Genomic DNA, 13,073 nt, shown 5'->3' on the forward strand with positions numbered 1-13,073 from the left:
TTAACAAAGCGCGTTTACTTCGGCTGAAAATATACCCCACCATAGTATATTGGAGCGAGGAGTGAAAAGATGAGTCAGAAAAAGGAAACAACTCTCCAAATTTCAGGCATGACCTGTGCAGCGTGTGCGACTCGAATTGAGAAAGGGCTAAAAAAACTAGACGGTGTAGAAGACGCGAATGTCAACTTAGCTCTTGAAAAATCAAACGTAACGTTCGACTCTTCAAAAACTAATGTAGAGGAATTAAAAAAGAAAGTAGAAGCGTTAGGATACGAAGTGGTTACTGAGAAAGCAGATTTCAATGTAACAGGAATGACCTGTGCAGCGTGCGCCAACCGAATTGAAAAGCGTTTAAATAAATTAGACGGTGTGTCGCTTGCAACGGTTAATTTTGCATTAGAGTCCGCTCAAGTGGAGTATAATGAATCAGAAGTTTCTATATTGGATATGAAAGAAGCTATTCAAAAGCTTGGTTTTCAGCTAGAGGAAAAGAAGGATGAAAAAGTTGACCATCGTCAAAAGGAAATTGAAAAGCAAACAGGGAAATTTTTATTTTCTGCTATCTTATCAATTCCATTGCTTTGGGCAATGGTCAGTCACTTTGAATTCACATCTTTTATTTGGCTTCCAGATCTATTTATGAATCCGTGGGTTCAATTGGCGCTTGCCACCCCTGTTCAGTTTGTAATTGGAAGTCAGTTTTACGTTGGTGCGTACAAAGCACTTCGAAATAAAAGTGCCAACATGGATGTATTAGTGGCTCTTGGAACGTCTGCAGCTTATTTTTACAGTCTGTATGTGAGCATTCAATCAATTGGTTCAGGAGCGCAGATGGTTGAGCTATACTTTGAAACGAGCGCCGTTTTAATTACGCTTATTTTATTAGGGAAGTTATTTGAAGCAAAAGCAAAAGGTCGCTCATCTGAAGCAATTAAAAAGCTGATGGGACTACAAGCAAAAACAGCAACAGTTTTGCGAGAGGAAGAAGAAAAGCAAGTACCAATTGAGGACGTCATTGTGGGCGATATCGTGTATGTGAAGCCAGGTGAAAAAGTACCGGTAGACGGTGAGATTGTCGAAGGTCGCTCAGCTCTAGATGAATCAATGATTACAGGTGAAAGCATCCCTGTCGATAAATCAGTAGGTGATGTGGTTATTGGTTCAACGATCAATAAAAATGGATTTTTAAAAGTAAAAGCAACAAAAGTGGGGAAAGAAACCGCACTAGCTCAAATTATTAAAGTAGTCGAAGAAGCACAAGGATCAAAAGCGCCGATTCAGCGTTTAGCAGATGTCATTTCAGGGATTTTTGTCCCAATTGTTATTGGAATTGCCCTTGTTACGTTTCTTGTTTGGTTTTTCTTTGTAAGCCCTGGAGAATTTGCAGAAGCATTAGAGAAGCTAATTGCGGTTCTCGTTATTGCATGTCCATGCGCACTTGGATTAGCTACCCCGACATCAATCATGGCAGGATCTGGTCGTGCAGCCGAGTTTGGAATTTTATTCAAAGGTGGCGAGCACCTTGAAACAACACATCAATTAGATACCATCGTTCTTGATAAAACGGGTACAGTTACAAATGGAAAGCCAATGTTAACAGATGTCATAGTAACGAGTCCTTATGAAGAACAAGAGTTATTAACGTTTGTAGGAGCAGCTGAGCGTAACTCAGAACACCCATTAGCAGAAGCAATTGTTGAAGGAGTAAAAGCACGAGGTATCTCGTTGAGTGAGTCTCAAACATTCGAAGCGATTCCTGGTTACGGCCTTCAAGCAGAAGTCGAGGGTAAGGTCATTCTAATTGGTACACGTCGTCTCATGAGTAAGCACCATGTGGAAGTGAGTCAAGTGCTTTCGCAAATGGAGCAACTAGAAAATCAAGGAAAAACAGCTATGTTAGTAGCGATTGATGGTCAACTAGCAGGTCTCGTAGCCGTTGCTGATACAATCAAAGAAACATCGAAGGCAGCCATTACACGCTTAAAGAAAATGGGTCTAGATGTAGTGATGATGACCGGTGACAATAAGCAAACGGCTGAAGTCATTGCAAAAGAAGTAGGCATTACGCATGTCATTGCAGAAGTCTTACCTGAAGGAAAAGCTGAAGAAGTGAAAAAGCTTCAACGTCAAGGGAAGAAAGTAGCGATGGTTGGTGATGGGATTAATGATGCCCCAGCCCTTGCCACGGCAGACATTGGAATGGCAATGGGAACGGGCACGGATGTAGCCATGGAGGCTGCAGACCTTACACTCATGCGTGGAGATTTAACGAGTGTAGCCGACGCTATTTTTATGAGCAAAATGACGATTCGAAACATTAAACAAAACTTATTTTGGGCGTTTGCTTACAACACATTAGGTATACCGATAGCGGCTCTAGGATTTCTTGCCCCATGGCTTGCAGGAGCTGCGATGGCGTTTAGCTCTGTATCCGTTGTGTTAAATGCATTACGCTTGCAACGAGTGAAGCTTTAAAAAATGGAGGATGTTAAATGAATAAAATCATCGTGATGTGGGGGCTTTCAGCCGTCTTGTTTTTAGCCGCTGTTATTGGTGTTTATACGTTTTATGAGAAAATGAATGGAAACGAAAGTCATCATGCTCATGAAGTAGCAAGTCAAAAAGAAAGTGAAGTTGATCATCAGCATGGAAAAGATGAGCATGAGGATCATTCAGCACATAGTGATAGTGCTAAAAGTGAAGTAACAACAAATGTCACCTATGAAAATGCAATCATTACAATTGAGGTAAAGGACAAAGAAGGCGATACACCTGAACTAGCGCTATCACATGAGAAAATGATGCACCTTATCATTGTAAGTAGTGATTTGAATCATTACTATCATGTACACCCTGAGAGACATGCAAATGGTCTATATACAAAAGAATTTCATCTGCCAAATGGTGCTTATAAAGTCTTTGTAGATATAAAACCAAAAAATATTGCCTACCATGTAAGTCCTGTTGAACTTCATATAGGTGATGAGCAGCATCATCACGAAAGCAATCAGTTAACACCAGATCAAGAGTTAAAGAAAACGGTTGATGGAAAAGAAGTGGAACTAACAACAACACCTTTACAAGCAGGAGAGCCTGTCACGCTTACATTTGATACGAAAGAAGCCACACCTGAACCATATTTAGGTGCACTTGGTCACGTTGTTATTTTAGATGAAACAGGTGAAAAATTTTTACATGTTCATCCAACATCAAAAGATCAAACCGTCTTTGAAACAACGTTTGCCGAGCCGGGGTTGTATAAAGTATGGGGTGAATTTCAATTTGATGGTAACGTACATGTTTATCCATTTGTCATTGAAGTTAAATGATTAAAAAGAATCAGAGTCCTGGACTCTGGTTCTTTTTTTACACATGTTCAATAATCTTACTCATCTTCATTCCATTGTTTTATAAAAAAACGTACAAGTAATGCATCATGGTAAGCTACTGACGAAGGTTAGTAGCTTTTTTGTATGTGAATTTTTAGTGAAGATATCATTAAATACTAAAAATAGGAAAAGGTAAGAATAACAAAAGTCAGTCAGGAGGGACGTTCGTTGTCTGGATGGAAAATTCATCGTAAGCATGACAAAAAGCAAAACAAGACAGAACAGGAAAATGAACAAAAAACGAATAGCCAAACAAATGCGATAACTTCTGACGACCTTCAATTAGATGAGCTTCTTAAGCTTTGTAAAAAGTCGGCTGACTTCGTATCGTTTCGTTACTCAGAAGACAACGATTACTACATCCATTACTACAAAAGCATTGTGGATCCAAACATTCTTCATAAATGTATTTTACCTCATTTAAATGGAAAAGAAAGGGGAGGTACATTGTTTGACTTACAATGTGCTCTTCCCATTGATGATACTGAGCTTGTGAACGATGTCAACAAGATAAGTGAGTCTGTTTTGTCAGGTTCCGTGTTGATTCAAGGAAAAGGAAATACGAAAGAAGTGTTGACCATTCCTGCCGCTTCCATTGAAAAGCGAGCTGTTTCACTGCCGGAAGTGGAGTATAGCGTTGTTGGTCCGAAAGAAGCATTTGTTGAATCAATCGATGCAAACCTCAATCTTATTCGAAAAAGACTTCCTATACCTGAATTGATTGTAGAAGAGTTAAAAGTAGGGAGATTAACGAAGACACGTGTTGCGATTATTTACATGGAGAAAATTGCGGATGAAGAAAATGTGAATACCGTCATACAGCGTATAAAAGATTTTGATTACGATAAAATCATTGATAGTTCCATTATTGCTCAGCTCATTTCCGATAATAGTAGCTCACCTTTTCCACAAATGATTGATACAGAGCGTCCAGATCGTGTCGTAGGAGTAGTAACCGAAGGAAAGATTGCGGTTGTTGTAGATGGGTCTCCTCATGTGTTAACAGGTCCAACTCCGCTAGAAGAATTTTTTTCTGCGTTTGAAGACTACTATCTACCTTGGCATTTTGCATCTGCTTTTCGCTTAATTCGTTTGTTTGCCGTGTTTTTCTCAGTTATCTCTACACCACTTTATGTCGCTGTTTTAACGTATCATTACGAGATGATTCCCAAAAATTTATTAAGTCCACTTATTGCTTCGCGAAGTGGAATTCCATTTCCACCGATTATTGAAGCGTGTATTTTGGAATTAACAATTGAGCTATTAAGAGAGGCTGGAGCAAGGCTACCGACAAAAATCGGTCAGACAATCGGTATCGTGGGGGGGATTGTAATTGGAACAGCAGCGGTTCAAGCTGGTTTGACAAGTAACGTGCTACTTATCCTTGTTGCACTTGCTGCACTTGCTTCATTTACAACGCCTGTGTATCAAATGGGTAATGTGATTCGTTTAATTCGCTTTCCATTTCTGTTATTTGCTCAACTTTGGGGCTTGATTGGTGTTACCTTTTGCTTTGCTTTGTTTATTGGTCATATTTTAAAACTAACATCACTAGGGCGTCCATATATTGCCCCAGTGTATCCACTTCGACTTGTGGACTTAAAAGACTCACTTTTTAGACTACCAAATTATCTTCAAAAAAATCGCCCAACTCAAATGAGGTCAGATGTTTCTGAACGGTTTCATTTAGAGTCTCATAAGCGGAAGAATCGTGATATCGAAGACTGAAAGGAGGGCTATTCATGTATCCATTACCAAAAAAAGATAAACAAGTGTCCCCTTATTTAGTATTTTATTTAATTCATACGATGCAAGTTGGGGTTGGTATTTTAGGATTTGAACGTTATATCGCCAAATCGGCTGGACATAGTGCATGGATGGCCGTCATTACTTCAGGATTATCCATTCTCATTTTAATTTGGCTTTCTTATCGGATATTAAACAAAGGAAACAATGACATCGTAGCTATTCAACATGATGTGTTTGGAAAATGGATTGGGGGAGCACTTAGCTTTTTTTTCATTCTCTATTATGCAGCGCTTGTGCTTGTTATTTTACGAACGTATGTCGAAGTCCTTAATGTGTGGATGTTTTCTGATGTGTATTCCTGGGTATTTATCTCTCTCATTCTAATCATTGCGTATTACTATACCGTAGGTGGATTTAGAGTGGTGACAGGCATTAGCTTTTTAGGTGTCATTTATGGATTCCCGCTTTTATTAGTAAAATACTTTCCCATTAAAGAAGGAAATATAGGAAACTTACTTCCACTGTTTGATATTACATTTCCACAGTTATATGAAGCGACAAAAGCAATGACGTTAAATTATTTAGGGTTTGAAGTGTTATTTATGTTTTATCCATTCGTAAAGGACGCCCCTAAATCAGAAAAGTGGGCACATTTCGGCGCATTATTTAGTTTAGCGATTTATTTGCTTGCGATTTTTGTATCGTTTATTTACTTTAGTCAAGAACAGCTGAAAACAACGATTTGGTCAACGCTGACGTTATGGAAGATTGTTGATTTATCAATCATTGAACGATTTGAGTATGTAGGAATTTGCGTTTGGTTTTTCGTTGTTTTACCGAATATTTGTATCGGTTTATGGTGTGCTAGTCGTGGCATGCATCGATTGTTTTCAGTCAGACAAAAAAGTAGCCTTCGAGTAATCTGTGTGCTTCTCTTTGTAGCGGCTATCCTGTTAAATGATCGTCAAAAGATAGATTTAGCAAATGACTGGATGTCCCGCACTGGGTATTATGTTATTTATTTTTACATTCCATTTTTATTTATTATGCAATGGATGATGACAAGGGTGAGAAAACGATGAGGAAAGTAGCAAAGCTTTTCTTGATTATTAGCTTTATCTGCATAACAGGGTGTGTACCCTCAAAAAAAATCTTGGAGGAAATTCAAATTGTCCAAGCGGCAGGATATGATCCTGCTGAAGGGGGAGATGAAAATGCATTACGCGGAACAGCTGGTTCAGCGTATATTCCGCCAGTAGAAGGAGAAATGTCACGTAATATTGTGTTTTCAGCAGTTGGGAATACAAGTAAACAAATTCGACAAAGCATTCAAAGTAAATCTTCAAAGCCTATTGAAATTGGACGAATTGGCATCCTTATTTTTAATGAAGAGCTTGCTAAAAAAGGCGTGATGAACATCATTGATAATTTTCAGCGTGACCCTCATATTGGCCGTGATATTTATCTCGTCGTGTCTGAAGGAAGTGCGTATGATATTCTAAATGCAGATTATTTAGAAGGTGAATCGTCTCCGCAGTATATTACTGATATTGTTCATCAAAATATGGACCGAACCATTCCAAAAGTGGACTTACACCGGTTTCTGTTTCAGCACGAGTCAAAAGGGTTTGATCCATTTATGCCCATTATAAAAAAAGAAAAAGAGCAGATAGCCGTTCAAGGAATTGCCCTATTTAATAGTGACAAGTATGTAGGAAGGATTTCCTTAAAAGATTCTTATATTTTTAAGATGTTGTTTGAGGACATTCGCCAAGGTCAATTGGAAACGAAATGGAAGGACAAGTATGTTAGTATACAAAATTTAGATTCTAATTCTGATTATGAAATACGTAAACAAAATGGACAATATGAAGCGAAGTTTACGATTGAATTAGATGGACGCGTATCAGAAAGTGGTGGTCTTGATTTAACGAAAAAGAAGAATATTGAAAATATTGAAAGGGCGACTGAAAAAGAAATTAAAAAGCAAGTCGAAGCACTACTTGCCAAGTTTAAAAAGCTCAACGTGGATCCACTAGGAATTGGTGACAAAGCAAGACAAAAAGGACTTTACAAAAAAGCATCATGGAACAGTCAATATCAACAATTACCTGTCAAAGTCCATGTTAGCGTAAATGTAGTTCAAGCTGGGATAATGGAGTGAAGCTGGTGATGAGGAACTTTTGTTTTTTATCCAAATATAAAAAGAAAAATTCAGAAATTGATTATGTCTAAAATGAAGTTATAATTTGATCTCTAGTTCATCATCGTAGACTAAATAAAGTAGTGGTTTGTGTTTGTTCTAAACACGAGCCACTACTCAAGAGTTAGAAGCACCGTTGTAAAGCTCCTCATACTGGATTTCCAATCTTTCATACCACTAAATCCAATTAAACCCGTGAAAAAAGAAATGATGGTAACAATTAAAACAATGGTTAGAAGGTGGGCTGCTAATAGATTTTCAATTGAATGGAATATACTTGTGAAACTCACTAATAAGAACAATTCTAAACAAACGAAGGATGCTATGAATGAGTAAAAGTTCATTTTATGTGCCAATCTATTTCACTCCTATTTCAACTATTGATAATAGTCAATCGTTCTTTGACTAACCGACGTATCCTGTTAGATTGAATTGATATGCATACAATTAAATTTTACCATAAATTTGTAAAGAGACAGCAGTCTACGCAATCAAATGCAAAAATTTAGAAAAAAGCTAAAAGCAAATAAGTGAAAGTTTTGTCTTATATTCTAATTCGTCACTTTGTAAAGAAGATAAGGAATATTCTGGTTTTTTGGTATAATGAATCTAAACGATTATTGGTAGAAGTAAAGAGGGAGAGAAGCATGTTGCAATCACTTATTTTTGATATGGATGGGACTCTATTTCAAACAGATAAAATATTAGAATTGTCACTTGAGGATACGTTTAACCACTTACGATCATTACATTTATGGGATACAGATACCCCAATTGATACATACCGTAAAATAATGGGTGTACCTTTACCAAAAGTTTGGGAAGCTTTGTTGCCTAATCATTCAAATGAGGTAAGAGAACAAACGGATGCTTATTTTCTAGAGAGGCTTATTGAAAACATAAGCAGTGGAAAAGGTGCTTTATATCCAAATGTAAAAGAAATATTGACGTACTTAAAAGACAATCATTATTCCATTTACATAGCGAGTAATGGATTAGTCGCATACTTACAAGCAATCGTAAAATATTATCAATTAGATTATTGGGTTACTGAAACGTTTAGTATTCAGCAGATCCAAACCCTTGATAAAGGAGATTTAGTTAAAACAATTATGAAGAAGTATGACATTCGACATGCGGCAGTTGTGGGCGATCGTCTATCTGATATAAACGCAGCAAAAGATAATGGATTAACTGCAATTGGGTGTAATTTTGATTTTGCACAAGAAGAGGAACTTGCTCAAGCTGATTTTGTAATAGATGATTTAATGGAGTTAAAAGCTATAGTACCAAGTATAAAAATAGCATATTGAAGTAAGGTTACTTTAAGAGATATAGTCGCATTGATATAGTTGATAGTTTATGATCCTATAATTGTAAAAAGAGAAAAGGGGATATAACATGCAAAGGGTCTATACCGAGAGATTACTATTGAGAGAATGGAAGGAGACTGATTTTAAAGATTTATATGAGTATGCAAAAAGTGATTTGGTTGGACCAAACGCAGGTTGGAAACCACATCAAGATGAAAATGAAAGCAAAGAAATTATTCAATTGTTTATTGAAAGCAAAGACACCTATGCAATAGAACTATGTTCAGAAAATAAGGTTATCGGCGGAATAGGACTTCATGAGAGAAAGACAGATGAAACTATATCACACTTAAGACAAAAAGAAATTGGGTATGTATTAAATCCAAAATATTGGGGAAGCGGATTTGTTCCTGAAGCGGTAAACGGCTTGCTTAAATTCGGTTTTGAAGAATTAAACTTAGATTTAATTTGGTGCGGACATTATGATTTTAATCATAATTCTAAAAGGGTTAATGAAAAGTGCGGATTTAAATACAGATTTGATAAAAGAGTGGTATTGGATCGATTAGACAGTAAAGAAGTCACTTGTCTTTATTATAATATTTCTAAAACAGAATTTCAGGCTGCTTCGAATATGTAAAAGATTAGAAAATAAGCAGAAATACTTGGTTCAAGAATGCTAAAAGCACTGCGATTTACAGTGCTTTTTCGATTGCTAATTTATAAGAGAGAAAACGTAATTCAATACGTAACTTGTTTTGGTTTTTGTTTGGTTGACTATTAGATAAAACCATCATGAAACGATTAATATGAGCTCTTTTTATAAGAAGAAACTGCAATCTAGTAAAGGCCTTAATAATAACGAGTAAAACCGGGCTAGTAATAGGCCTAGAACCTAGAGGAGAAGGGATTTTCAATGGGAGAAAGAAATACGTGCAAAGTGATTGGAATAGCGGGTGGGTCTGGCAGCGGCAAAACGACGTTCTGTCACGCGTTAGCAACAAGTCTGAAGGGGTTAAGAGTGAGGACGCTATCGACCGATGATTATTTTAAAGAAGTCAAACCAAGCGTACATGCACCATACAATGGAAAGGTATATGCTGATTACGATCATCCGAACTCTGTTGATATGGATAAGCTAAATCAAGATATCTGTTATCTTACTTCGTCTGGAATGGTGGATGTGTTACTTATTGAAGGATTGATGGTTTTATATGTTCAGAAACTAAGAGAAAAGCTGGATTTGAAAGTGTTTGTTGATTGCCCATCTGACGAACGATTGGTCAGGAGACTAAGGCGAGATATGCATGAAGAATCCTTTCGTGATATTTCTTCAGAGTATTTAGATCTTGTTAGACACCGCCATCACGAATTTGTGGAACCGACAAAATGGCATGCTGATATTATCCTAAATGGCTCCAACCCAACCGAAACGTCAATTGCTGTTGTTCGGGAATGGATCTTAAGTCATTTACGTGTATGATGTAGTGATGGGCTTTTCTTATTAATTGAGGGGCTGATAAGAAAAAGGAATGAAAATCCTTTTTATGTTATTTCAACCAAAAAAGAATGGATAAATAAGAGCGAATGTTCTATATTGTTAATAGAAAACGAAGGGGGAGAGTATGATGCGACCTAGTTTAACGAAAGAAATGATGGTAAAAGACTTTACAAACTTTTATTGGTTAAAGGAGGAGCTACAAGCTTTTTGTAGAGAACATGGAATGAGCAGTTCAGGTTCAAAGCTTGAACTTACCAAGAGAATTGAAACATTCCTTACAACTGGAGAACGAACAAAACCTGCTCGTAAATCTAACAATCAAAAACGAGCAGCATTATCTGCAGACTTAAGCCTGGATACTGTTATCACAGAAAATCACCGGTGTAGTCAACAAGCCAGAGCTTTTTTTAACGAAGTCATTGGGCCAACGTTTCATTTTTCTACCTATATTCAGACCTATTTTAAAGAGAATGTTGGAAAAACATACCGTGATGCTGTCGCTGCTTGGTATGAAGAGGAAAAGAGAAAAAAACAACCAACGTATAAAAACGAGATCGCCCCACAATTTGAATACAATCAGTTCATTCGTGACTTCTTTGCAGATCCTAAAAATAAAGGGAAAAGTCGAGCGGTGGCAATTGAATCATGGAACATCATAAAAAATCTACCCGGAAGTAATAAGTACATATCAAAATAACATGAGCCACTCTTTAATACCATCATTTGTATGTGGAATGACAGATACTTACGATAGTTTACGTATGTAAAAATTTACCACTTAGATTTTTTATTGTGTTTATAATCAGCAAGTGCAATAAGAGGGGGGAAGTTTTGTTAGCAACTCAAAAAAATCTAGATAAAAAAGATACTAATGGAAAAGCAGTAGGTTCGTTACTAATAGGCATCCTATACTTTTCTTGGTACATACTAAATGGTTTTTCATATTTTTGTAGCTTTTCTACATCTGCTTTTGAGTTTAAAAACGGTTTTCGCTTTCCAATCACCATCACATCTTTATCTTCAATAGGGTTTGATAAAAAGTGTAGGGTGTAACTCCAAATCTTATAGTCAAAGAGTTTTATAATAAAAAATAGTAGCGTGCAATTCTCCGTTTGCTGACCGAGCATAATTAGGGATTTTACCGGCTTGACAATAACCAATTGAAGAATAAAGAAGATTTGAAGGATCTCCTTCGCGCGTGTCGAGAACAATTAATGTCTTTCCTTCGTATTGAGCACGTTCTTCAGCTTTCTTCATTAGATAGCGACCAATTCCGTTACGTCGATAGTTTGGATGAGTCATTAGTTTGGCAATTTCAACTCGATGACTACCGTTTTGCTTTGTACATAGATGTAACTGGACAGTACCAGCTATTTGGTTGTTGATCTTTGCGACAAACAGAAGAACGTCAGAACGTCCTACACTTCTCCAATAATCATATGCATCCGCTAGTTGTAATCCTGGTAGAAAACCAATTGATGCACCAGCCTCTACGACTTGTATTAACAGCTCAGACAGCTCATCAATGTGTTCTTCAATTGATTGTATTTGTTCAACCTTCACATCACTAATCAATATAATCACCTCAAGGAAATAGTTAGATTATGACTCCTTTTAAACTACCCAACACCTACCATTTTATTAAATGGATTGAAGGAGGGGCCATAAGCGTACCCGCTCGTTATGGATTAGGAAACCCCTGCGGTTAGATAAGTTATTTTACCCTCAATATAACAAAGTTTTCCATATAATAATAGAAAAATAATGAGTTGTGCAAAAAGATGTGGCTAGGTGGATTTGAACTTGAAATGACATTGAAAATTTTCATTTCAAGAGCGAGAAGATATTGGCAGAGATTGTTACATAAAGTGATAGAAAGCTACTCTTAGATGAATAGGACAGGCTCCATGAAACGTAAGATGGTAAGAAGACGAGTTGTTTCATTTGAATTTCAGATAAGCTTCTTGAAAGGAGCTGATTAGGTTGAGGTGGAACAAATATAAGCCTCTTATTATTTTACTGTGTATTTCATTGCTGCTAACGATATTCGTTCATATGCTTCTTCACGTGAGAATCTACATTGTCTATAGCTTAGGGCTAGGGCCATTGCTGATTATGGTGGTGTTTGCTCTCGTCATTGTGACCCTGTATTTAAAAGGATAGGCACATACGGTTTCCTACATAAAAAAGGAGCCAGATGTTAGCTCCTAAATTACATGTAGGTGTTTAGGATGAATGAGAAGGGTTATAAAGCTTATTCTTTATTGCATCTACATCTACACCGCCATCAACTAGCTTTGCTTCGGCTTCTTGTTCAATAAGCGATTTTAATTGCTGCATAATGGGGTCAAACTGGACATGCTTATCCAGTAGGAAGCTCATTTCATGTTCAATCTCTAACCATGTAGAAAGATCAGCCTCATTATGCTGTATTTGAGCTTCTAACTTATCGAGGGCATTGGCAACTTTCGCTTCATAAGTTTCTTTTTGTTCAAACTCAAGCCAGAGCTCGTATAATTCTGTGCCCAATTCACTTCCTAACATATCTCGTATTCTTTCAATTGCTTTCATTTCGTTCGATGCTTTTTGCTCTTTTAATCTTTGGTTATCCAGGGTATCAAAGGCAGGAATATCTCCAGCTTCTGCTTCCACAAGATCATGGATAATGATCATCTTTAGTAATTTTGAGGTATGTATCTTTTGAGTTAAATACGGTTCGATTAATACAGCCATTAACGAAACTCGCCACGTATGCTCTGCCACACTTTCTTGTCTCCCGTTTGATAACCAGCTATGACGCATTTCATGCTTTAGTTTTTCACCGAGTTTAATAACTTCTAGGATTTGCGTTAAATTTGGTTGCATGGTTTCTCCTTTTTGTCGTGCTTTTTGCTTGTTCTTCTTTTATATGAACGTTT

12 protein-coding genes and 1 pseudogene are annotated in these 13,073 nt (G+C 37.0%); 10 read left to right on the forward strand and 3 right to left on the reverse strand.

All coding sequences use genetic code 11. The features are described from left to right. The first annotated feature begins 69 nt into the window (after positions 1 to 69). The 9 genes from JOC83_RS11480 (at position 70) to JOC83_RS11520 (ending at position 10,852) form a co-directional block, all read left to right on the forward strand. On the forward strand, positions 70 to 2,475 hold the full coding sequence (locus tag JOC83_RS11480; RefSeq protein ID WP_205187367.1) for a heavy metal translocating P-type ATPase: 2,406 nt from the start codon (positions 70 to 72) through the stop codon (positions 2,473 to 2,475). 17 nt (positions 2,476 to 2,492) lie between these two features. Further along, positions 2,493 to 3,329, forward strand: coding sequence for a hypothetical protein (locus JOC83_RS11485; RefSeq protein WP_205187369.1), 837 nt, complete (start codon positions 2,493 to 2,495; stop codon positions 3,327 to 3,329). Between the two features lie 228 nt (positions 3,330 to 3,557). After that, positions 3,558 to 5,117, forward strand: coding sequence for a spore germination protein (locus JOC83_RS11490; RefSeq protein ID WP_239583495.1), 1,560 nt, complete (start codon positions 3,558 to 3,560; stop codon positions 5,115 to 5,117). A gap of 14 nt (positions 5,118 to 5,131) precedes the next feature. Further along, complete coding sequence (locus JOC83_RS11495) at positions 5,132 to 6,220, forward strand: GerAB/ArcD/ProY family transporter (protein WP_205187370.1); 1,089 nt, start codon at positions 5,132 to 5,134, stop codon at positions 6,218 to 6,220. Continuing rightward, positions 6,217 to 7,302, forward strand: coding sequence for a Ger(x)C family spore germination protein (locus tag JOC83_RS11500; protein WP_205187372.1), 1,086 nt, complete (start codon positions 6,217 to 6,219; stop codon positions 7,300 to 7,302). The genes JOC83_RS11495 and JOC83_RS11500 overlap by 4 nt, the downstream gene beginning before the upstream one ends. A 686-nt stretch (positions 7,303 to 7,988) precedes the next feature. After that, positions 7,989 to 8,654 (forward strand): HAD hydrolase-like protein, encoded by a 666-nt coding sequence (locus tag JOC83_RS11505; RefSeq protein WP_205187373.1) that lies wholly within the window; start codon positions 7,989 to 7,991, stop codon positions 8,652 to 8,654. Between the two features lie 88 nt (positions 8,655 to 8,742). Beyond that, a complete protein-coding gene (locus tag JOC83_RS11510) occupies positions 8,743 to 9,294 on the forward strand; it encodes a GNAT family N-acetyltransferase (protein WP_205187374.1) in 552 nt (183 codons plus the stop codon). A gap of 276 nt (positions 9,295 to 9,570) precedes the next feature. Beyond that, entirely contained in the window at positions 9,571 to 10,137 is a 567-nt protein-coding gene (locus JOC83_RS11515) for a uridine kinase family protein (RefSeq protein ID WP_205187375.1), read from the forward strand. Between the two features lie 145 nt (positions 10,138 to 10,282). After that, positions 10,283 to 10,852 (forward strand): DUF6434 domain-containing protein, encoded by a 570-nt coding sequence (locus tag JOC83_RS11520; RefSeq protein ID WP_205187376.1) that lies wholly within the window; start codon positions 10,283 to 10,285, stop codon positions 10,850 to 10,852. A 145-nt stretch (positions 10,853 to 10,997) separates the two neighbouring features. On the opposite strand, the pseudogene JOC83_RS20330 reads toward JOC83_RS11520, so the two are convergent. Both JOC83_RS20330 and JOC83_RS11530 read right to left on the reverse strand, forming a co-directional pair. Continuing rightward, positions 10,998 to 11,195: pseudogene (locus tag JOC83_RS20330) on the reverse strand (hypothetical protein); the annotation flags it as partial. Positions 11,196 to 11,223: 28 nt separating this feature from the next. Further along, positions 11,224 to 11,727, reverse strand: coding sequence for a GNAT family N-acetyltransferase (locus JOC83_RS11530; protein WP_378912917.1), 504 nt, complete (start codon positions 11,725 to 11,727; stop codon positions 11,224 to 11,226). Positions 11,728 to 12,138: 411 nt separating this feature from the next. On the opposite strand from JOC83_RS11530, the gene JOC83_RS11535 reads away from it, so the two are divergent. Continuing rightward, positions 12,139 to 12,318 carry a hypothetical protein gene (locus JOC83_RS11535; protein WP_205187384.1) on the forward strand — a complete coding sequence of 60 codons (180 nt, stop codon included), beginning with the start codon at positions 12,139 to 12,141 and terminating at the stop codon, positions 12,316 to 12,318. Between the two features lie 63 nt (positions 12,319 to 12,381). Here the strand turns inward: JOC83_RS11535 and JOC83_RS11540 are convergent, their stop codons facing one another. Further along, positions 12,382 to 13,020, reverse strand: coding sequence for an HD domain-containing protein (locus JOC83_RS11540; protein WP_205187386.1), 639 nt, complete (start codon positions 13,018 to 13,020; stop codon positions 12,382 to 12,384). Positions 13,021 to 13,073: the final 53 nt, after the last annotated feature.

Source organism: Priestia iocasae, assembly GCF_016909075.1.
GTDB classification, from domain to species: Bacteria; Bacillota; Bacilli; order Bacillales; family Bacillaceae_H; genus Priestia; species Priestia iocasae.

What these genes read in the sequence shown, in the direction of transcription:
- JOC83_RS11515 (WP_205187375.1), top strand. Translation starts at nt 9,571, where the DNA reads ATGGGAGAAAGAAATACGTGCAAAGTGATTGGAATAGCGGGTGGGTCT.
- JOC83_RS11495 (WP_205187370.1), top strand. Translation starts at nt 5,132, where the DNA reads ATGTATCCATTACCAAAAAAAGATAAACAAGTGTCCCCTTATTTAGTA.
- JOC83_RS11505 (WP_205187373.1), top strand. Translation starts at nt 7,989, where the DNA reads ATGTTGCAATCACTTATTTTTGATATGGATGGGACTCTATTTCAAACA.
- JOC83_RS11510 (WP_205187374.1), top strand. Translation starts at nt 8,743, where the DNA reads ATGCAAAGGGTCTATACCGAGAGATTACTATTGAGAGAATGGAAGGAG.
- JOC83_RS11480 (WP_205187367.1), top strand. Translation starts at nt 70, where the DNA reads ATGAGTCAGAAAAAGGAAACAACTCTCCAAATTTCAGGCATGACCTGT.
- JOC83_RS11485 (WP_205187369.1), top strand. Translation starts at nt 2,493, where the DNA reads ATGAATAAAATCATCGTGATGTGGGGGCTTTCAGCCGTCTTGTTTTTA.
- JOC83_RS11500 (WP_205187372.1), top strand. Translation starts at nt 6,217, where the DNA reads ATGAGGAAAGTAGCAAAGCTTTTCTTGATTATTAGCTTTATCTGCATA.
- JOC83_RS11540 (WP_205187386.1), bottom strand. Translation starts at nt 13,020, where the DNA reads ATGCAACCAAATTTAACGCAAATCCTAGAAGTTATTAAACTCGGTGAA.
- JOC83_RS11520 (WP_205187376.1), top strand. Translation starts at nt 10,283, where the DNA reads ATGCGACCTAGTTTAACGAAAGAAATGATGGTAAAAGACTTTACAAAC.